This window comes from Phyllobacterium sp. 22552 (assembly GCF_052044585.1).
Taxonomy (GTDB): domain Bacteria; phylum Pseudomonadota; class Alphaproteobacteria; order Rhizobiales; family Rhizobiaceae; genus Phyllobacterium; species Phyllobacterium ifriqiyense.
This window is the reverse complement of the sequence record NZ_JBQENG010000004.1, coordinates 1-19961: the sequence shown is the minus strand read 5'-3', so window position 1 is coordinate 19961 and position 19961 is coordinate 1. Positions and strand designations below refer to the sequence as shown.

General features: G+C 52.2%; 16 protein-coding genes. 10 read left to right on the top strand and 6 right to left on the bottom strand.

What is annotated here, in order from left to right:
- Positions 1–76 precede the first annotated feature (76 nt).
- The gene (locus ACTJI9_RS10215; protein WP_115054825.1) at positions 77–1708 is read left to right on the top strand and encodes a Na+/H+ antiporter; all 1632 of its coding nucleotides are present in this window, start codon (positions 77–79) and stop codon (positions 1706–1708) included.
- Here ACTJI9_RS10215 and ACTJI9_RS10210 read toward each other — a convergent pair.
- Both ACTJI9_RS10210 and ACTJI9_RS10205 read right to left on the bottom strand, forming a co-directional pair.
- Positions 1699–3312 carry a GMC family oxidoreductase gene (locus tag ACTJI9_RS10210; RefSeq protein WP_354342833.1) on the bottom strand — a complete coding sequence of 538 codons (1614 nt, stop codon included), beginning with the start codon at positions 3310–3312 and terminating at the stop codon, positions 1699–1701. The genes ACTJI9_RS10215 and ACTJI9_RS10210 overlap by 10 nt on opposite strands.
- Before the next feature lie 108 nt (positions 3313–3420).
- Positions 3421–3864, bottom strand: a complete 444-nt coding sequence (locus ACTJI9_RS10205; RefSeq protein WP_115054748.1) for a CoxG family protein — start codon at positions 3862–3864, stop codon at positions 3421–3423.
- A gap of 155 nt (positions 3865–4019) precedes the next feature.
- Between ACTJI9_RS10205 and pgi the strand changes: the two genes are divergently transcribed.
- From pgi to ACTJI9_RS10180, 5 genes are all read left to right on the top strand, one after another.
- Complete coding sequence (gene pgi, locus ACTJI9_RS10200; RefSeq protein ID WP_440807749.1) at positions 4020–5672, top strand: glucose-6-phosphate isomerase; 1653 nt, start codon at positions 4020–4022, stop codon at positions 5670–5672.
- Positions 5673–5715: 43 nt separating this feature from the next.
- Positions 5716–6768, top strand: coding sequence for a peptidase M14 (locus ACTJI9_RS10195; protein WP_440808457.1), 1053 nt, complete (start codon positions 5716–5718; stop codon positions 6766–6768).
- Positions 6768–7514, top strand: a complete 747-nt coding sequence (locus tag ACTJI9_RS10190) for an HAD family hydrolase (RefSeq protein WP_337354368.1) — start codon at positions 6768–6770, stop codon at positions 7512–7514. Before ACTJI9_RS10195 ends, ACTJI9_RS10190 begins: the two co-directional genes overlap by 1 nt.
- Before the next feature lie 73 nt (positions 7515–7587).
- The gene (locus ACTJI9_RS10185; protein WP_307282083.1) at positions 7588–8574 is read left to right on the top strand and encodes a threonine ammonia-lyase; all 987 of its coding nucleotides are present in this window, start codon (positions 7588–7590) and stop codon (positions 8572–8574) included.
- Positions 8575–8709: 135 nt separating this feature from the next.
- Positions 8710–10692: a PhoX family protein gene (locus ACTJI9_RS10180; protein WP_337354026.1), complete on the top strand. Its 1983-nt coding sequence runs from the start codon at positions 8710–8712 to the stop codon at positions 10690–10692.
- 65 nt (positions 10693–10757) lie between these two features.
- Here the strand turns inward: ACTJI9_RS10180 and ACTJI9_RS10175 are convergent, their stop codons facing one another.
- Both ACTJI9_RS10175 and ACTJI9_RS10170 read right to left on the bottom strand, forming a co-directional pair.
- Complete coding sequence (locus ACTJI9_RS10175) at positions 10758–12824, bottom strand: alpha/beta hydrolase family protein (protein WP_440807746.1); 2067 nt, start codon at positions 12822–12824, stop codon at positions 10758–10760.
- 365 nt (positions 12825–13189) lie between these two features.
- Positions 13190–13738, bottom strand: a complete 549-nt coding sequence (locus ACTJI9_RS10170; protein WP_440807744.1) for a DUF2239 family protein — start codon at positions 13736–13738, stop codon at positions 13190–13192.
- A gap of 148 nt (positions 13739–13886) precedes the next feature.
- Here ACTJI9_RS10170 and lepA point away from each other — a divergent pair, with 148 nt between their 5' ends.
- Positions 13887–15695: a translation elongation factor 4 gene (gene lepA / locus ACTJI9_RS10165; RefSeq protein WP_307282096.1), complete on the top strand. Its 1809-nt coding sequence runs from the start codon at positions 13887–13889 to the stop codon at positions 15693–15695.
- Between the two features lie 34 nt (positions 15696–15729).
- Here the strand turns inward: lepA and ACTJI9_RS10160 are convergent, their stop codons facing one another.
- Positions 15730–15912 carry a hypothetical protein gene (locus tag ACTJI9_RS10160; protein WP_440807742.1) on the bottom strand — a complete coding sequence of 61 codons (183 nt, stop codon included), beginning with the start codon at positions 15910–15912 and terminating at the stop codon, positions 15730–15732.
- Positions 15913–16145: 233 nt separating this feature from the next.
- Here ACTJI9_RS10160 and ACTJI9_RS10155 point away from each other — a divergent pair, with 233 nt between their 5' ends.
- The 3 genes from ACTJI9_RS10155 to ACTJI9_RS10145 all read left to right on the top strand — a co-directional run bounded on the left by ACTJI9_RS10155 (position 16146) and on the right by ACTJI9_RS10145 (position 18834).
- The gene (locus ACTJI9_RS10155) at positions 16146–17948 is read left to right on the top strand and encodes a reverse transcriptase domain-containing protein (protein ID WP_440807739.1); all 1803 of its coding nucleotides are present in this window, start codon (positions 16146–16148) and stop codon (positions 17946–17948) included.
- The gene (locus ACTJI9_RS10150) at positions 17945–18553 is read left to right on the top strand and encodes an SLATT domain-containing protein (protein WP_440807737.1); all 609 of its coding nucleotides are present in this window, start codon (positions 17945–17947) and stop codon (positions 18551–18553) included. The genes ACTJI9_RS10155 and ACTJI9_RS10150 overlap by 4 nt, the downstream gene beginning before the upstream one ends.
- Positions 18554–18669: 116 nt before the next feature.
- Positions 18670–18834, top strand: coding sequence for a hypothetical protein (locus ACTJI9_RS10145; RefSeq protein ID WP_307282110.1), 165 nt, complete (start codon positions 18670–18672; stop codon positions 18832–18834).
- 190 nt (positions 18835–19024) lie between these two features.
- On the opposite strand, the gene ACTJI9_RS10140 is transcribed toward ACTJI9_RS10145, so the two are convergent.
- Positions 19025–19507, bottom strand: coding sequence for a hypothetical protein (locus ACTJI9_RS10140; RefSeq protein WP_115054756.1), 483 nt, complete (start codon positions 19505–19507; stop codon positions 19025–19027).
- Positions 19508–19961 lie beyond the last annotated feature (454 nt).

Genomic DNA, 19961 nt, shown 5'->3' with positions numbered 1-19961 from the left:
CAAAGTTGCCAAGGTTCACCTCGACAAAGCACCGGCACTTCTCTCTCCTGAATATAAGCCCGAAACAGGATTCGCCGTGGAAACGATTACCATTGTCCTTTTGATGCTGCTGGCGGTTGTTGTCAGCGACAGTATTGTGCGTGTGTTGCCTTTGCCGGTGCCACTGCCGTTGGTACAAATTGGTCTGGGCGCGGCGATCGCCTCGGTTGCCAAAGTCCGCGTTGAGCTTGATCCTGATATTTTCTTTTTGCTGTTCCTGCCGCCTTTGCTGTTCCTCGATGGATGGCGCATACCCAAGGAAGGACTGTTCAGGGATAAGGGCATCATTCTGGAGATGGCGCTGGGGCTTGTAATCTTCACTGTTCTCGGTGTCGGGTTTCTGGTTCACTGGATGATTCCGTCCGTACCATTGCCCGTTGCCTTTGCCCTGGCGGCAATCGTGTCGCCGACAGACCCGATCGCCGTTTCGGCAATTGCCGCCCGTGTGCCCATTCCGTCCCGAATGATGCATATACTTGAGGGCGAGTCACTGCTGAACGATGCGTCAGGGCTCGTTTGCATGCGCTTTGCGGTAGCAGCCATGTTGACTGGCGCATTTTCATTCTCGGCAGCATTTTTCACGTTCCTGTGGCTCGCCTTTGCAGGCATTGCCATAGGCATTGGCGTCACGATTGGCGTCACGCGTGGCAAAGCGTTTCTCACACGGCGACTGGGTGAGGAAAGCGGCTCGCAGATACTTATCAGTCTGCTCATCCCCTTCGGCGCCTATCTTCTTGCCGAGCATGTTCATGCGTCGGGAATTCTTGCGGCAGTGGCTGCAGGCATCACGATGAGCTACGCGGAAAGCTCCAGTCAGTCGCTGGCAGTCACGCGGGTGAGGCGCACAGCGGTCTGGGATACCGCGCAATTTGCCGCCAATGGTGCCATCTTCGTTCTGCTTGGTGAACAGCTTCCAAGCATATTCTGGGGCGCGGTTAAAAACGTTCACGCAAACGGATACAGCTATTGGTGGTTGCCAGTCTATGTAGGCGTTATTTTTGCGGCTCTCGTTGGGCTTCGTTTCTTGTGGGTATGGGCCTCATGGCGTTATGCGCTTTCACGCCGTTCCGACGGTCAGCAGACAGTTGTCAGGCCAAGTTGGCAGCTTGTGGCCACAATGTCATTCGCCGGTGTGCGCGGTGCAATCACCCTTGCCGGTATTCTGACATTGCCACTTTTCCTGAACGATGGAAGTCTCTTTCCAGCCCGTGATCTCGTTATTTTCCTGGCCGCCGGTGTGATTATTCTGTCGCTGGTTGCGGCAAGCATATGCTTGCCAAAACTGCTCAAAAACATCGATCTCCCAGCGGAGGATTCACACCAGAAGGAAGAAGATTACGCACGTATTGCCGCCGCCGAAGCAGCGATTATGGCTATTGAAAAAGCCCAGCACGATTTGGCGGCAGGGCGTGCGGATGCCGATATTTTTACAGACGTCGCAACCCGCATCATGGAGCTTTACCGCAAGCGCATCGATGGCCGGATGCATCTTGGTGAAGAGCGTGAATTGACGGCTCTCAGCGAAGAGATTGAAAAGCGGCTACGCATTACCGCGCTTAAAGCGGAGCGGCAGGAAATCTATCGACTGGTTCGGGCTCGGCGGCTGGAAAGCACGATTGCCAGTAAAATGGTGCGCGATATTGATATGATGGAGGCGCGCTATGGATGATCTTCCAAAATCATCTGCGCGCCTTTCGCTCCGACCATCATTGCCGCAGCATTCGTATTGCCGGAAATGATGTTCGGAAATATCGAGCAATCAATAACACGCAGGCCAGATAGTCCATGAACCTTCAAGCGCGGGTCAACGACTGATCGGGACGGATCAGGCCCCATTCTGCATGTCGAGACGGGATGATAAACTGTCCCGCTACGTTTGCGAAAATCTTCAATTAGCTCGTCGTCACTGTTGCAATCCGGTCCTGGCAGAAGCTCTTCTTCAATCAGCATGGACATTGTTGGAGTGGCTGCGATTTTTCGCAGGAACTTCACCGCATCCAGCATTTCTGCAACATCATGCTCTGTGGAAAAAGCGTTGGCGATAATTCGCGGCGCATCATGCGCATTATTGGAGCGAATATGAATCGAACCCCTGCTGGTGGGCCGGCAGTTGGAGAGGCCGAGAGAAAAGCCGGGCCATGGATCCGGCGTCAAAATGGGTCGCTCACCATTTTTGGGCACAAGGGTTGAGAATGCCTGAAAATAGAGCTGCATGTTTGCGCGCGGTTGGGAAGGATCGGTCCGGAAAAATCCACCGCCCTGATTCATGCTGATCGATAGCGGCCCCGTTCGGCGCAATAGATATTCCATGCCGGCTACAGCCTTGCCCCACCACGGGCGCAGTATCTGATTGAGCGAGGGTATGTTCGCCCGGTAAGTGTAGTTGATGCCGAGATGATCGCAGAGGTTTTCGCCGACCTGCGGATTATCGTATAGAACCTCTACTCCAAGCGCCTGAAGCCTATTTGCGTCACCAATACCCGACAGCTCAAGCAATTGCGGGGTGTTGACCGAACCGCTGCTCAGGATGACTTCGCGGCCAGCCTTGGCAAGTTCCGTTTTGCCCTTGCGGGTAAATTGCACACCGATAGCGCGCTTCCCATCAAATATGATCCGCGTCGCCATTGCTTGCGTAAGCACCGTCACGTTTCGGCGCTTCATCGCCGGTCGCAGAAATGCCTTGGCGGCTGACATGCGCCGACCACCTTTGGTCGTGAGCTGGAAAGGTCCTACGCCCTCCTGCGCTGCGCCATTAAAGTCGGGGTTGTAAGAAAGACCCGCTTCCTGTGCTGCCGCGATCATCCTGTTAGCCAGAGGATGGAAGAGCCTGGAGCAATCGGTAACATGCAAGGGACCATCGTTTCCCAGGCTGGTTGCCGGGCCGTCATGGTGCTCAAGGGAACGGAAGATTGGTGCCACGTCCGCATAACCCCAGCCCGGATTTCCGGTATCGCGCCATTCGTCGAAATCTTCCGGTGCGCCGCGCACATACACCATTGCGTTAATAGAGCTTGATCCGCCGAGCACCTTGCCACGCGGCCAATAGTCAGCATTGCCGCCGAGGCCGGGGTCTGGTTCGGCGCGATACATCCAGTTGACCGATTTGTCATAGAAGGTTTTGCCGTAGCCAAGCGGCATGCTGATGAAGAATCGCCGGTCAGACCCTCCGGCTTCAAGCACGAGAACGGAGTAACGCCCGTTTTCCGATAGCTTGTTCGCAACGACTGAGCCGGCCGATCCAGATCCGACAATGATGAAATCGTAAATGCGCATGACTGGCTGTCCGGCGCAAAATTGCGCGCCGTCAGCATATCCGCCTTAGCCGATCCTGAGCCAAACGGCTTTCCGCCATGAGCTGTGGAAATTACGACAGCATGGAAGTTATGCGGCAGAAACAGCTTCGTTGAACTTTTCAAAGAAGCGGGTGGCAATTTTGCTCGCCGTCGAAGCAATCAAGCCACTGCCGAATTTTGCGATTTTTCCACCCACTTGCGCATTCACTGTGTAGATCAGGCGCGTCTCATTTCCATCCTCTACAAGGGCGACATCCGCACCGCCTTTGGCGATACCGGCGATGCTTCCCTTGCCCTCGCAGCTTATCGTATAGGAAAAGGGTGGGTTAAGGTTGCTGAGGTAAATAGCACCGCTGAAACGCGGTTTGATGACACCGAGCCGGACAGCAAGCGTGGCTTCGAGTTCTGTCTCGCTCACCCATTCAAGTTGTTCGCATCCGGGAATGCACGCTTTCAATATATCCGGATTGTTAAGGGCGTTCCAGACAGTCGCGCGGTTTGCGGCAATCCGTTCTTCACCCGTCAAATCCATATTTGGCATCTCCTGATACATCGCCCGATTTTAGGCATAGCAATCACTTATCGCGGAAAGCCAAGATATTCCACCTTTCGTCGATTGAACTAAAGTCGTTCTAGTGGCAGGTTTGCGCGACATTTGCATGAGACGATTATTTCAGGAGATAGACTATGGCCTCAGAACAAGCGAACAGCATCAAGCGTTCGGTTCAGGCGTTGAAAGCCCATTGGAAGAATGGCGCACCCAGAAACATGCGCGATGCATTTGCCGAGGATAAAAAACGGTATTCCCGATATTCCCTCAATCTTGATGACCTTCTGCTTGATTGGTCGAAATGCCTCGTCAATGATGAAACGCTTGCGCTGCTTGGTGATCTTGCCAAAGCTGCAAATGTTGAAGGCCGTCGCACAGCAATGTTTGCGGGCGAACCCATCAATAATACCGAGGGCCGCGCCGTTCTCCACGTTGCGCTGCGTAACCGTTCAGGCAAACCTGTCAAAGTCGACGGGCAGGATGTCATGCCGGGCATCAGGGACGTGCTTGACCGTATGGCCGTTTTTGCGACCGGTATTCGCTCCGGGGAAATCAAAGGCGCAAAAAACAAGCCGATCACCGATATCGTCAATATAGGCATTGGCGGGTCTGATCTTGGTCCAGCCATGGCAACGCTTGCTTTGTCGCCCTATCACGATGGGCCGAAAGCCCATTTCGTTTCCAATGTTGATGGCGCGGATATAGCCGACACGTTGGCCCGGCTTGAGCCGTCGACAACCCTCTTCATCATTGCCTCCAAGACATTCACGACGATTGAAACAATCACCAATGCCAAGGCAGCCCGTAAATGGATTGCCGATGCTTTGGGTGAGAAGGCTGTCGGCAAGCATTTCGCGGCTGTCTCGACAGCTCTTGAAAAAGTCGATGCGTTCGGGATTCCGGCAGATCGTATTTTCGGCTTCTGGGACTGGGTTGGCGGACGCTATTCAATCTGGTCCGCCATTGGCCTGCCTTTGATGATCGCCATTGGCCCGGAAGGTTTCGGTCGGTTCTTGGATGGCGCCCATGCAATGGACGAACATTTCCGCAAGGCAGCGCTTTCGAAGAACCTGCCAATGATGCTTGGTCTCGTCGGGTATTGGCATCGCGCCATCTCCGGTTATACGAGCCGGGCCGTGATCCCCTATGACCAGCGCCTTGCGCGTCTGCCTGCCTATCTCCAACAGCTTGACATGGAATCGAATGGCAAGGGCGTTACCATTGATGGCAAGCCGGTTTCAGGCCCGACAGGACCCGTTGTCTGGGGCGAACCCGGCACCAATGGCCAGCACGCATTCTTCCAGCTTTTGCATCAGGGCACCGATACCATTCCCGTCGAGTTCATTGTCGCTGCCAACGGACATGAGCCGGAACTTGATAATCAGCACCAGATGTTGCTGGCAAATTGCCTGGCACAGTCTGAAGCTTTGATGAAGGGCCGTACGTTGGAAGAGGCCAAGGCACAGCTCGCTGCAAAAAACCTGCCAAAATCAGAAGTCAATCGCATTGCCCCGCATCGCGTATTCACCGGTAACCGTCCATCGATAACGATCATCCACGATAAGCTTGATCCTTATACGCTTGGCCGTCTCATCGCACTTTACGAACACCGGGTCTTTGTCGAAGCGCAGCTCTACGGAATCAATGCATTTGATCAGTGGGGCGTCGAACTTGGCAAGGAATTGGCTACGGAGCTTCTTCCTGTTGTTTCGGGCGACGTGAGCGCGAAGGACAAGGACGCATCCACGCAAGGACTCGTCGCGCACCTGCGTAAACGCCGCGAAAAATAACAATAGACTACGTAGAAGCAGTCAACAGACCAGGAATAGCATGATGAAGACCGAGACTATACAGCTGGCTGGCGATGTGCCGGGCAACAGCATTGAGTTGCGCGTGCTGCGCTTTGAGGGCAAGAACAGGGAGGCAACAAGCGCTTATCTGCAATCGTCCCTCCACGGCTCGGAGCTACCCGGCCAGGCTGCATTGCATTTCCTTATTCCCATGCTGGAAAAAGCTGCCAGGGAAGGTCGTATTGCCGGGGATATAACGGTCATTCCTCAAGCCAACCCGATAGGCTCTGCACAGTGGATGGCCCATCAGCATATTGGTCGCTTCGAATTTTTCTCCAGTACGAATTTCAACCGTTCCTTTCCCCTTCTGGAGAATTTTGACACATCATCCTTGCCCGCCATTGATGGTCCGGTGCCACTGGCAGAGCGCCTGAAAGCCGAACTTCTGCGTCAGGCACTCCCGCACGAGATTGTCCTCGATTTGCATTGTGACGATGAAAGCGAAAGCTACCTCTACATCCACCAGGCGTTTTTGCCGGAAATGTATGATCTGGCGTCCGCCCTCGGCTCTACCGCTATTCTTTCGTGGGACAGCACCGCCGATGCAGCTTTTGAAGAAGCTTGCGCGCATCCGGTGCTCCAACTGCCGAAAACAGAACAGAAAACCCGAGCCGTCACCACAGTGGAGTTTCGTGGCCTCAGTGATGTCAATATCGATACTGGAAAGTCTGATGCGGAAGGTCTTTACAAGTTCCTTGTGCATCGCGGCGTCATCGTCGATACGAGTATTGCACTGACGGTAGATTTCAACGGACCTGTCACGCCGCTTGAAAATGTCGAGATGATCAGAGCTCCTCAAGGCGGGATGATCCTGTTCCATGTCGATATTGGTGCTCAAGTGAAGGCGGGTGACAAGCTGGTCACTGTTGTGACCGTGCCGGGGGATCCCGCCGGTGATATAATATTGACCGCTCCACAGGCTGGCCGAGTTCTGACAAGGCGCGGCCATCGCTATACCCGCCGTGGCGACGATCTCCTGAAACTTCTCGGCAGCAGACGATCTGAAAATGCCAAGCCCGGCTCGCTGGAATCATGATGCGAACCACCCAGTCTAAAGAGATACGCGGTATTCTGTTCGACAAGGATGGAACGCTGGTCGATTTCAATAAAACGTGGTTTGGCATCACCATGGAACTGGCGCACATGGCCGCCAAGGGTGATGAAATCCGCGCGAAGGCTCTCGTTGAGGCTGGGGGATATGATTGGGAGATGCAAAAGTTCCGCGGTGGCTCGGTGGTTGCTGCCGGAACCATCAATGATGTTGTTGATCTGTGGCATCCCGAGCTTTCTCTCGAAGAAAAACGGCAATGTATTCGTGACTATGATCATTATACAGTTCAGGAAGGCTCGCGCCGCGCTGTCGGAATCGATGGATTACACGCAACGCTCGAAGCTCTCGTTGCTCGGGGTTTCGTGCTTGGCATAGCAACCAATGATTCTGAAGCAGGCGCTCGCGCTACAGCTGAAGCCTTGGGGCTATCACCGCTTTTCTCGGCAATCATAGGATATGACTCCGTTGCCCGCGCCAAGCCGCATGCAGACCAGCTTCACCTCTTTGCCGCGAAAACAGGCCTCCCAGTCGAAGCGATTGCCATGGTGGGTGACAATTCCCACGATCTGGAAATGGCCCATGCCGCTGGAGCGGGACTTGCCATAGGCGTCCTGTCAGGAAACAGCACATTGGATGACCTTGCTCACCTTAGTGACGCGATCCTTGGCTCGATTGCAGAGTTGCCCGAGTTTCTGGAAAAGCGTGCCAACGCGGTATTCGTGCCAGATTGATATGATGACAATGATTTGGATGCCTGCTGCATTATAGAATGCTATCGACTGGATAGCTGACAGGAGAGGGCTCATGGATCATCAGAATTTCGCCGCCGGAATTGCCGATATCGAAGCTGCCGCAAAGAGATTGTCCGGGCAGCTTGTGCCGACACGGCTGATGGAATCGGAAAGTCTCAACGACCGCTACAATGCGCGTATTTTCTTCAAGCCAGAATGCCTGCAACGGACCGGCTCATTCAAGTTTCGCGGTGCCTATAACCGTATCAGTCAATTTACGCCGGAAGAGAAAGAGCGCGGGATCGTTGCATTCTCTTCAGGCAATCACGCACAAGGCGTCGCAAGTTCTGCCCGCATATTCGGCATCAAGGCAGTCATCATCATGCCCAGCGATGCGCCACAGGTTAAGGTTGATAATACCCGCTCCTACGGGGCGGAGGTTGTGTTTTTTGACCGTTACACCGAGAGTCGGGATGTGATTGCCGCCCCCTTCATTGAAGAGCGTGGCATGGTTTTGGTGCCGCCTTACGATGACCCATCCATTATTGCGGGTCAGGGCACGATCGGGCTTGAAATTGCTGATGAAGCCAAAGAACGCGGTATCACGCTGGATGATGTATTTGTGCCCAGCGGCGGCGGTGGTCTCATCAGTGGCGTCTCGATTGCAGTAAAAGCGCGCTCTCCGCAAACGCGCATTTGGGGCGTCGAACCGGAAAACTTTGACGATTTGCGCCGTTCATTGGTCGCTGGTGAAATTCGCAGCAATGAGACGGGATATCGCTCAATCTGCGATGCAATTCTTACTGCTCAACCCGGCGATCTCACATTTCCAATCAACAGGCAAAATCTGGCCGGCGGCATCGCTGTTTCCGATATCGCCGTGCGCAAAGCCATGCGCGAGGCAGCAAGCCATTTGAAACTGGTGGTTGAGCCCGGCGGTTCTGTTGGTCTTGCTGCGCTGGCTTCTGGCGAAGTCGATATCAAGGGCAAGACGGTGGCGGTCGTCCTTTCAGGAGGCAATGTGGACCTCGACTCTTTCAGTAAGCTGATTGCGTCTTAATAGGTTTCTGACTTTAATCGTTGGTAGCTACCGCTATAAAAGCTGAACTCTTGTCATCAGTTTGTTACGCTGAACTTCTAGCCATTCTGGAACGGTTCTAATCCGCAACCCAGCCAGACAGCCAGAGGTCACGCCATGAATGATCAAACTCCCGTTTTCAGAACCAGCCAGCTCGAAGAGAATGATGGTCCTGGCCACAATCCGACCGACAATCCTACAATGGGCGAGCTCATTGCAGCTAGATTCTCCCGCCGTGGCTTTCTGAAAGGATCACTCGCGGTTTCCGCTATTGCAGCCACCGTCAGCCCGATGGCGCTGATGCTGGCTGATGATGCTCGCGCTGAAACCAAATCTGCTTTCAGTTTTGAGGAAGTAGAAGCCGGTATTGATGAAAAACACCATGTTGCAGCCGGATATGATGCGGATGTGCTTTTACGCTGGGGCGATGGAATTTTCGTGGATTCTCCAGAGTTTGATCCGCGTAATCAGACTCCGGAATCTCAGGCGAAGCAGTTTGGCTACAATAATGATTATGTCGGTTATATTCCGATAGATGGCTCGTCTGAGCATGGTCTTCTGGTCGTCAACCATGAATACACGAATGAACATCTCATGTTCCCAGGCATCGTTAAGGTTGCTGAGGGCAAGATCGAAGTCGCTCCTGCCGACAAGAAGCGTGTTGATATCGAGATGGCTGCCCATGGAGGCACTATTGTCGAGATCAAGAAGACCGGTGGTAAATGGCAGGTCGTCAAGGACGGTAAGCTGAATCGCCGCATCACCGCCAATACCGAGATGCAATTGTCCGGTCCTGTTGCCGGTCATGACCGTGTAAAAACCAATGCAGATTCCTCCGGCAGAAAAGTCTTCGGGACAATTAATAATTGTGCTGGAGGCGTCACGCCCTGGGGCACCTATGTGATGGCCGAAGAAAATATTCATGGCTATTTCACGGGCGAACTGGCTGCCGACAGCAAGGAAGCGGCAAACTACAAACGCCTCGGCCTTCCGGAGGGCAGTTATGAATGGGGCAAATTCCATGATCGCTTCGATGTCTCGAAAGACCCCAATGAAGCCAACAGGTTCGGATGGATTGTCGAAGTCGACGTGAACGATCCGGTATCTGTCCCCAAGAAACGCACCAGCATGGGCCGCTTCAAGCATGAAGGCGCTGAGTCGATCGTTTCCAAAGATGGCCGAGTCGTGTTTTATCTCGGCGATGACGAGCGTTTCGACTACGTTTATAAGTTTGTAACCACCGGCAAGTTCAATCCTGATGATCGCGCTGCTAATCTGGACCTGCTGGACGAAGGCACGCTTTACGTCGCAAAGTTTGAAGCCGACGGAACTGTTAACTGGTTGCCGATAGTGCATGGCACCGGTCCTTTGACAGCCGAAAACGGGTTCGCCTCGCAAGCGGATGTTTTGATTGAAACCCGTCGTGCAGGCGATCTGTTGGGCGCTACCAAGATGGACAGGCCGGAAGACATCCAGCCGAATGGTGTCAACGGCAAGGTCTATGTCATGCTGACCAATAATACCAAACGCAAGGACGATCAGATCGACGCTGTCAATCCACGTGCCAAGAACGCGTTCGGCCATATCGTTGAAATTGCCGAGGCTGATGGCGATTTCGCCGCAACAAAGGGCAAATGGGAAATATTGCTCAAGTGCGGCGATCCTTCCATTGCCGATGTCGGCGCATCTTTCTCCACCGAAACCACAAAGAATGGCTGGTTCGGCATGCCGGACAATTGCTCTGTCGATGCTGATGGACGGCTGTGGGTTTCAACGGATGGCAACTCGCCGAAGGATACGGGCCGTACCGATGGTCTATGGGCGGTTGATACGGAAGGTGCTGCCCGTGCGACCTCGAAACTTTTCTTCCGCGTGCCGATCGGCGCAGAAATGTGCGGTCCGCTCATGTTGCCGGATATGGCAACCATGATGGTCGCCGTTCAGCATCCCGCTGATGGCGGCGAAGATTGGGAAGGTTTTGGCCGTCCGTCCTATTATGAAGACCTTTCGACCCGCTGGCCGGACTTCAAGGACGATATGCCCGTCCGCCCGTCCGTCGTCGCAATCACCAAAAAGGGTGGTGGCAAGATCGGCGTCTGATTAGCACAATCATTGAGAAAGGCCCGGCTCTGAAATGGCTCAGAGCCGGGCCTTATCGTATATTACTATTGCGCTTTGTTGTTCTTATTTTGGACAGCGACCATTCGAGGACCGAACTGATCCCGTCCCAATGTCTGGAACTGGATGTCCGCAAGAGCAACCTTGCCTCTGTCTTTAGGAAACGTCAGCTTGAGTTCTTTCAGATTGTTTAAGTCAATTCCAGCAAATGCTTTCAGTGGTATCGCCACCATGTTGAGAAGCATCTTAACCTGCCCGGTTGAATAGGGCTTGTCGATGGGATCATCAATCATGGGCCGGCCTTCAGCCTTGGTTTTTGGTGCGTTATAGAGCGCACCACTGAAATCGCTGGCTTCGATAGTCGCTTCCTTACCAACATTATCAGTCAGGGTTACCAAAACCTCCTGCCCCATCGGGCGCACGACCGCTATGCGGAAGCTCAAAGTATCGTGGGGCGCTGCCGAAGTGCCAAGTAGATCATTTGTAATTGTTGCGCCAGCTTTGGTCCACGAAAGTTCAGCATGTTCTGCTATGGATCGTAGGCCAGAACCACCCCAACTATTGAATTCAAAACCTGCTATGCGGGCAGGTGAGCAATCGCCTGCGATCAGCGCTCCATCAGGCATGTCACACCGGGCTAAGTTGTTGAAGCCGGTAGAGGTGACCGGGCCGCCGAGCGAATTGATGCTAAGGCTTTCTGCCGATGCGAAGTGCTGAATCAGTTTGCGTTGGCCCTCATTTCGCTGAATTGTCAGGATAACGCGTTCGTCACAGGGGCCGCGTCCTACAGGGCAGGCAGCCTCTGGCAGTTTGGCCATTCCGTTCCACCAGCTTGCAAACTGTTGTTCTCCTCCCACATGATAGCGCATGAAAGAATTAATAAGATAAAGTCCGTTGCGTCGTTGGTCTTCATCGCTGACCCTTATGGTATCTGTGTGGTTCGCCATGCAATGGCCAGGTCCTGCGGTAGTGGAGAAATCGTCATTGATCCAAGTTGTATTGTAATAATTATGGTTGGCGCCTTGAACCGCTATTTGATAGCGTGTTGCCGTATCGCTGCCATTGCCAAATCTGTTGTGATCATAGGAGATTGCTCCTTGCAGATTGAGCATGTCGCCATCGCAGGTGGGTAGAAGTACAGCAAGCGGCACGCCGTTCAAATCCTTGTTGCCGCCGAAATCTGTAGGCGCGAGAAGAAAGGCTGCCCTGAAGTCATAGGGTGAAGCCGTGTCACTACCTTCTGCATAGAAAATATTGTATTTGGCTATCGCTGCTCTGAATTTTTCTTCGTCGAGACTTACAACAGTTTTAGCTGTTTTTGGTATAAACACATCGGCAAAGTCCGGATATGCGGTTATGTATTTTGTTGGATTGACCGAAAGCGCTACTGCCAGTCCCGCATAGCTGGCACCTCGACGGTTCTTGTTGAATTTGATTGTGTTTGCAACACCTTGTCCTCCTCGCGAGTGGCCCATAATGCCAATGCGCTCAAAGTCAAATTTTCCTTTGAGTTTGTTCAGTGCGCCAGCATTGCCATTTTTGTCAACTTGACCATGCTCGTTAATCTGGCGTAGCCGGTCCAATGTCCCTAAAACCAGTTGCGCCCGCGACTGACCGGATTGGTCGCCATCAGCGTTGATGGCGTTAGCGTCAATCGAGAGTACAATATAGCCGTGAGTGGCCAGATTCTCTGCCAGATAATCATAACCCCGATAATTTGGATCTGCTGGGGTGTGCTGTCCATGTAGAAAGACAATGACGGGATATTGGCCTGGCGGCGTCGGCGAGACTGACTTCATGGGATAGCGAATCCATCCCTTGATCGGGGTGATCAGAATCTGCCCGTATGTGAAACTGCTGGAGTCAGTGCTCACGGATGCTACAAGATTGCCGAGATCATACTCATAGGCCGGTGAAGACCAGAATGTCGGATTTTCAATCGTATCGGGCGAGGTTGTGACAAAGCGTGTAACCTCTTCCCGCTCCTTCACAGCTAACGGCGCTATTTCCTGTTCTGTTGTTGTCACCTTCCCACCATCGAATATAACGAGCGGGTCTTGGACCACGACACTCGCCTCGGGCGGGACAGCAGATGACGTGCCGGGAACTGCCATTACTATCCCCACGACTACTTCGTCCGAGCTATCTACTAAGGCAGGAGATGCGACGATCTTTTCCGCAACGCTGGCTGGAAAGGTCGACGCAGTTTCGGAAGTTGTATCGTTACTCTCGCTGCAGCCTGATAAAACGGCAAACAGCGCTGAAATTATGCATGATCGAATAATGCGTTCTCGAAAAATATCCTTCATGAAACACGTAATCCTTATTATTAGGCTGCTAAAATATTCCAGCCACGCGCTTAAAATAAAAATCGGCATTCACTGGCGTGTCGGCTGAGGGCCTCGCGCCAAGTGGATGCCGATAACAGAGCAATAAACGTGCCAAAAAGGCACTTATTCAACGAACGTATTAGGCTGGTTCAGTCCGGCCAATCAAACGCTGGTTCTGCCAGAGCGCGTACATGGTCGCGGATATCCCGCGGCCAGTCCTCCGTCAGTTCGGCGAAGCGCTGGTAGTTTCCGCCATAAAGCGCGCGGGTGACCTCTTCATAATGCGGCTGATTGCCGGCCATGGCCAACATGAAGCGGTCGGCGCTTTCCTGCGCCTGACGCTTTGCCTCGCGCCCACCATTTGCGGCCCGCGCCGCCTCCACAAGCTTGCGTAACGTAACGGAGGCGCCGCCCGGTTGCGCTGCGAGCCAGTCCCAATGGCGCGGCAGGAGCGTTACCTCGCGTGCCGTAACGCCAAGTTTCGGGCGGCCCGGCTTGCGCGGTTCACTATTGTCCAGCCGCGCCAATATCTCCGCATCGGTGCCGCGCAGATCAAATTCAATCTGCCTGCCTGTTGCATCATCGAAAACAAGAACCGCCTCGCCATTATCGTCCAGACGCTTCAGCGTCAGAGCCACCTCCGCTGGCGTTCCACTTGCGATTTTCCTGTTGCCCTGAAAGGCGCTCACACTGTTCATAATCATCATCCATTGCTCAAACGTCGCCCTGGATTTACCCGGATAAAACTCTGCCGTCAATATACCCGGGTAAAACTATTCGCAGCGAATATTGCCTGCCGCTACGCTCGCCCTTCCAAATCGCCTGAAAATGCTCTATGTGGCGCGCATGAGCACTCCACTAGATCACATCCGTAATTTCTCCATCGTCGCCCATATCGACCATGGCAAATCCACCCTTGCTGACCGCCTGATCCAATCGACGGGCGGGCTGGAACTGCGCGACATGAAGGAGCAGGTGCTCGACTCGATGGATATCGAGCGCGAGCGCGGCATCACCATCAAGGCGCAGACCGTCCGGCTGCACTACAAGGCCAATGATGGCGAGACCTATGTCCTCAATTTGATCGACACGCCCGGCCATGTCGACTTTGCCTATGAAGTGTCGCGCTCGCTCTCGGCCTGCGAAGGCTCGCTGCTGGTGGTCGATGCCTCGCAGGGCGTTGAGGCGCAGACGCTGGCCAATGTCTATCAGGCCATCGACAATAACCACGAAATCGTCGTGGTGTTGAACAAGGTCGATCTTCCCGCCGCCGAGCCGGAGCGTATCCGCGAGCAGGTGGAAGATGTCATCGGCATTGATGCCAGCGAGGCTGTGCTGATTTCGGCCAAGACCGGCCTTGGCATTCCTGATGTACTGGAAGCCATCGTCAAGCAGCTGCCGCCCCCGCGCGAAGGAGATCGCACCAAGCCGCTGAAGGCCATGCTGGTTGACAGTTGGTATGACTCCTATCTCGGCGTCATCGTGCTTGTGCGTATCATTGATGGCGTGCTCAAAAAGGGCCAGACCATCCGCATGATGGGCACCGGCGCGAAATATCCGGTTGAGCGCACCGGCGTGTTCACGCCGAAAATGGTTGCCATGGATGAGCTTGGACCCGGCGAGTTCGGCTTCATCACCGCTTCGATCAAGGAAGTGGCCGATACGCGCGTTGGCGATACCATCACCGAGGACAAGCGCCCGACAGATTCCATCCTGCCCGGCTTCAAGCCTGCGCAGCCTGTGGTGTTCTGCGGCCTTTTCCCCGTCGATGCCGCGGATTTTGAAGATTTGCGCGCTGCCATGGGCCGCCTGCGGCTCAATGATGCGTCGTTCTCGTTTGAGATGGAAAGCTCCGCCGCTCTGGGCTTCGGCTTCCGCTGCGGCTTCCTTGGGCTCCTGCATCTGGAAATCATTCAGGAGCGGCTGGAGCGCGAGTTCAATCTTGATCTCATCGCCACCGCGCCGAGCGTTGTCTACAAGCTCAACATGACCGACGGCAAGCAGATCGAGCTGCACAATCCAGCCGATATGCCGGACGTGATGAAGATCGCCACCATCGAGGAACCGTGGATCAGGGCAACCATCCTCACGCCGGATGATTATCTCGGCTCGATCCTCAAATTGTGTCAGGACCGCCGTGGCATCCAGATCGATCTCAACTATGTCGGCAAGCGCGCCATGGTCACCTATGACCTGCCACTCAATGAAGTTGTGTTCGATTTCTATGACCGCCTGAAATCGATCAGCCAAGGCTATGCCTCGTTTGATTATCATCTGTCGGATTACCGCGAGGGCAATCTGGTCAAGATGTCAGTGCTGGTCAATGGCGAGCCTGTGGATGCTCTGTCGATGATGGTGCATCGCGGCGCTGCCGAAAAGCGAGGCCGTGATCTTTGCGAAAAGCTCAAGGACCTCATCCCCAAGCACATGTTCAAAATCCCGATCCAGGCGGCCATTGGTGGCACGGTGATCGCGCGCGAAACCATCTCGGCCCTGCGCAAGGATGTGACGGCAAAGTGCTATGGCGGCGACGTCTCGCGCAAGCGCAAGCTTCTGGAAAAGCAGAAGGAAGGCAAAAAGCGCATGCGCCAGTTCGGCAAGGTCGAAATTCCGCAGGAAGCCTTCATTCAGGCGCTGAAGATGAGCGATAACTAATATTGTGCCGGATGGTGGAACCGCATTGCCGGGATCACAAACCAGACAAAACCGGATAGCGGCGAGCCGCTATCCGCGCTTCCCTCGCGCTATTGTCCTCGGCCAAAGGCCCTTGCGCCTTCTCTGCGGCTTTCTTTTCGGCACGCTTGTACTGTGCACCGCCACAGCCTGCACCACGCCACGCCCAGCCCCCACGCCGGTCGTCATCGACCCGCAACGCCCCGAACCTGCCACGCCGGGTATTAAACCCCTGACGGTGGAGCAGGAGGAATGGGGGGGATAGTTAGCTATTTATGCTCTAAGCGTTTGAAAAAGTCTGCCGTTAGTTTTTAATCAGGGATTTTCAAGCACAGTTCCAATAGTAAGTTGGAGTAATGCAATAATTTGGCGCCCGCTAATCAACTATTTGACAATTTGCTTCGCCCTAGAACGCTATATGCAGGTTGGCACTTGACGCGTTCAGACGTGCTGAAAGACTTTTATCTAGATGACTTTGGATTAGAATGCTTTGCTGCAAACTTGCAGAGTCATATAGGTGAGATTAGTCGCTCCCTTCAGCTGGATCAGTATAGATTTTCATCAAGTGCTTTGATTTCTATTCCTAAAGGCCCCCACGGCACCCGTCCGGGATCAATCTTATCGATAAGAGATCGCGTTTCGCTGTGGTCCGCAATCTCATTGCTTGCGCCAAAAATTGATAAAACTCTGTTAAGTGGAGTCCTTAGCTATCGCTTGAAGTCACAATTTGACCCAGAGAACCTATTCGAAGAAATGGATGAAATAACTATTCCTTTCCTTAAGGGTACATTCATAAGCCAAACAATATCGCCCTTCACGTCTTGGCAGTATAATTGGCGAGAGTTTGATGAGAAGTCTAAAGAGGCCTATCATAAGGGATATCATTTTCTAGCGGTAACAGACATTGCTGCCTACTTTGAAAATATAAATTTGGATATCCTAAAAGATCAAATGGTCGAGGTTCATCCAAATGAGGCTCGGCTAATAAACTTCTTGATCGATAGCTTATGCTCGTGGACAGTGGCTGCTCCAAATGGGCATCGCCCTCGTCGGGGAATTCCACAAGGATCAGGTATAAGCAGCTTTCTGGGAAATATATTTCTTTCACCGGTAGATCATAAGCTTAGTGAATATGGCGAATTAAATGATACGATATATCTTAGGTATATGGATGATATACGCGTCTTTTGTAAGAATAAAGTTGATGCAAGCAGATCAATATTGCTGTTAGAGTCAGCGTTGCGAAGGTTGCATTTAAGTGTTCAGACTGCAAAAACGAAAGTATTGTCTCAAGTAGACATCAGGAAGCTCCTGTTTGACGACCGAATTGATCAAATAATAGAGGTTAGAGCTCGGTACCGCAACTTTGGGAATGATCGTTCGCTCGCGATTAAACGTTTACAAAGAATAGGTAGAAGTACTTACGCGCCCGAGAATCAGGCAATTGACAAGAGATTTATCCAAAGAGATGGGCTTTTCGAGCGTGCAACACGTATGTGGATGAATTCACTTCTGTTATACGGGTCTACCGCTTATATACCTAATTTAAACTATACGATAACGAGGAATGCTGACCCTAGGTATTCGGATATATTTATTAGAAGTTGCCGAAGATTTCCGGATTTTACGTACGACGTCACGTCAATATATTCGTATTTGGATAGCGAATTGAATATTTATGAATTCCACGAGTGTGCGATACTTGAAGCCTTTCGATATATGTCGAGAAAAAGCGACAAGATTTTCGAGAGATGTTTTAGTATATTAGAAAAAGATAATTCATATAACGTTAAGATTGCTGCTATTAAGTACATTTCTAAATTTAAGCTTACATTATTGCAGTTAAATAAAATACATTCAATTTATAAGAGAGAAAAGGATATGCATTGCATAGCTACATACATAACTTTATTGAGTCAGTATAACAGTGTAAATTTCAGAAAAATCATACAAGAGTTGAGAAAAATACCGCACCATTCATCAGTTGATGTCGTGCAGTTTATAAAGAGAATATGTGTGAATAGCAGTTTCACGAAAGGGTTCCTCAGCTATGCATTTAGCTCATCAGCGCCGTTTAGGTTGAAGGACTGGATAGGTGTGGTATGGATTGCATCTCATACGACAGATCCTAAACTAAAGCGGTTGCTACAATTGTTGGTTAGTAAAAGAATTGCCAAGGAAAATGACAGGGCGCTCAGGCTGTCACTACAAGCTATTTGGGAGAGGGTAAAATGATCAACTGGGCCGATTATCCTGAAATTGCACGTATGTGGTCTACTAGGGGCGCGCGCTTTGCCTGCCATCATCGGCTTGAGAAGAAGAACGTCTGGATATCGTACGCTATCTCGATAGGCTCTGCATATGTAATTCTTATAACAATTATTGGAATGATTGATCTACACATTTATAATGTAGAACAGTATAAGTTACTAAATGCGTTATCTGTATTCATATCTATAGTGATAATATGTTTTAGCTTAATTGAGGGTGGCCGAAACTTTGCGCTGAGGGCTATAGCGATGCATTCTTGCGCACGCGAGATAAGCATAGTCTACCACGATGCTGAAGTCCACATTATGGCCGAGGGTGCAGGTGCGCGTGTCGATATCAAGGAATTTTCAAAAGAATACGATCGGATAATTGATAAGTATCCATATAATCATGATCGCATTGATATTGATCATTTTATATCAGAAAATATAGATGAATTTCCCAAATATAAATCACAAAAGTCATTTATTATATCGCATAAGATAAAGTACTTCTTCGATGTATATGGGTATTTTATTATTATTTTACTGATAGTTCCAGCATTTATGGTCTTAATTGGTTTTTTATAAGATTTAGAGTGATGGGCGATAAGGTGCAGCATACCTGCCATTCCAATATTGCACTGCACAATCCGGCCATCTCCGCATATCCTATGGTCAACCAAACAGTGCCATAGGATCAGGCCATGAGTTTTATCTTTGATTTTGCCACACGTGGGCGTCGCCGCAATGATGCGGATTATCGCAATGCACTGGCTTTGCTGAACAGCATGAGCGCGGCAGACCGTGCCGATATCGGTATCAAACAGGCGGATTTCACCCGCATCGCCCGCGAGATGACCCGCCGCTAATCTGCTTGATGGCAGTGCACGGCCTGCCGTTTGGCAGGCTCAATCCTTGCCAAGTTCAGGGTGAGGGTGGGGAAGTCGGAGGCAAGAAAAATGCCTCCACCTTTTCCCTCATCTTCAGCCGCTGGCCCATTACTTTTCGGCTTGTCGTGCCTGGATGCCATGGTGGGGTCTTTTGATTTGAGGGCGAAGCCTATGCGGGCATGCGCGTAAATTTCATCACCCAGTTGGTTTCCCATGTCTCGCCGCCATCCTTGGAAAAGGCTTGCTCCCAGAGCGGAGCTTTGGGCGAGGGCGTCCAGTGAAAGCGCACGCGCACCGGCGTGCCATTATCCGTATCATTGCCGTAAAACACGCCTTTGCCATCGTCAAAATGGCCGATGACCGGCGGAAACAGGAAGTTGCTGCGGCTGTCGGCCCAATGGAGCGACCATGATCCATCGCGCGGGTTAAACAGGCGCAGCGTGATGCCGGAAAAACCTTGGCTCGGCATGTCCATTTCTTCAAGATTGGCAGTATCGTTCAAAAGCTTGCGCACGGTCGATGTGGCGTGAAACTCATCCCATATATGGCATCCGGCAAAGCGCTCCTTCAGCCGCAAATTGCGAATGTTCCAGTTTCCAATGAGGAAATCAAAATCCGTCGCACTGCCATTGATCTGTGCTGATCCGTCCATGTCCGCGCCTCCCGCCCGTTTCGCGCACATTTATAACGCAGGGCTCCTGACAACCTTCTGTCAGGAGGGTGTCAGTTGGGTGGCATGTTTGATTCATAAAATTCCCCTCCCTGACGCTTCGCGCCCCGGGGCGAGTCACTTGTCTCTTCCGTCCTTCAGACCCCACAAGGGGGAGTAACCGCATTGCCCGCGAGATGACCCGTCGCGATCTGTCTTGATGGCAGTGTTTGTCTTTTGGCTGCATTTGCTGGTGTGCGTGGTTCGACACGCTCACCATGAGGGAAGTTTTTTGGGTTGCAGCGACAACTTGCTAACGTTGCAATAGTTGCAAGAGTTGGCGCCCTGCAATCAACCGACCTCCCTCATCCTGAGCTTGTCGAAGGACACACTTAGCTTGTTCAAATCAGACTTTCCAAAAATAATCTCGACAAACTTATCCAACAGCTCTGGCACT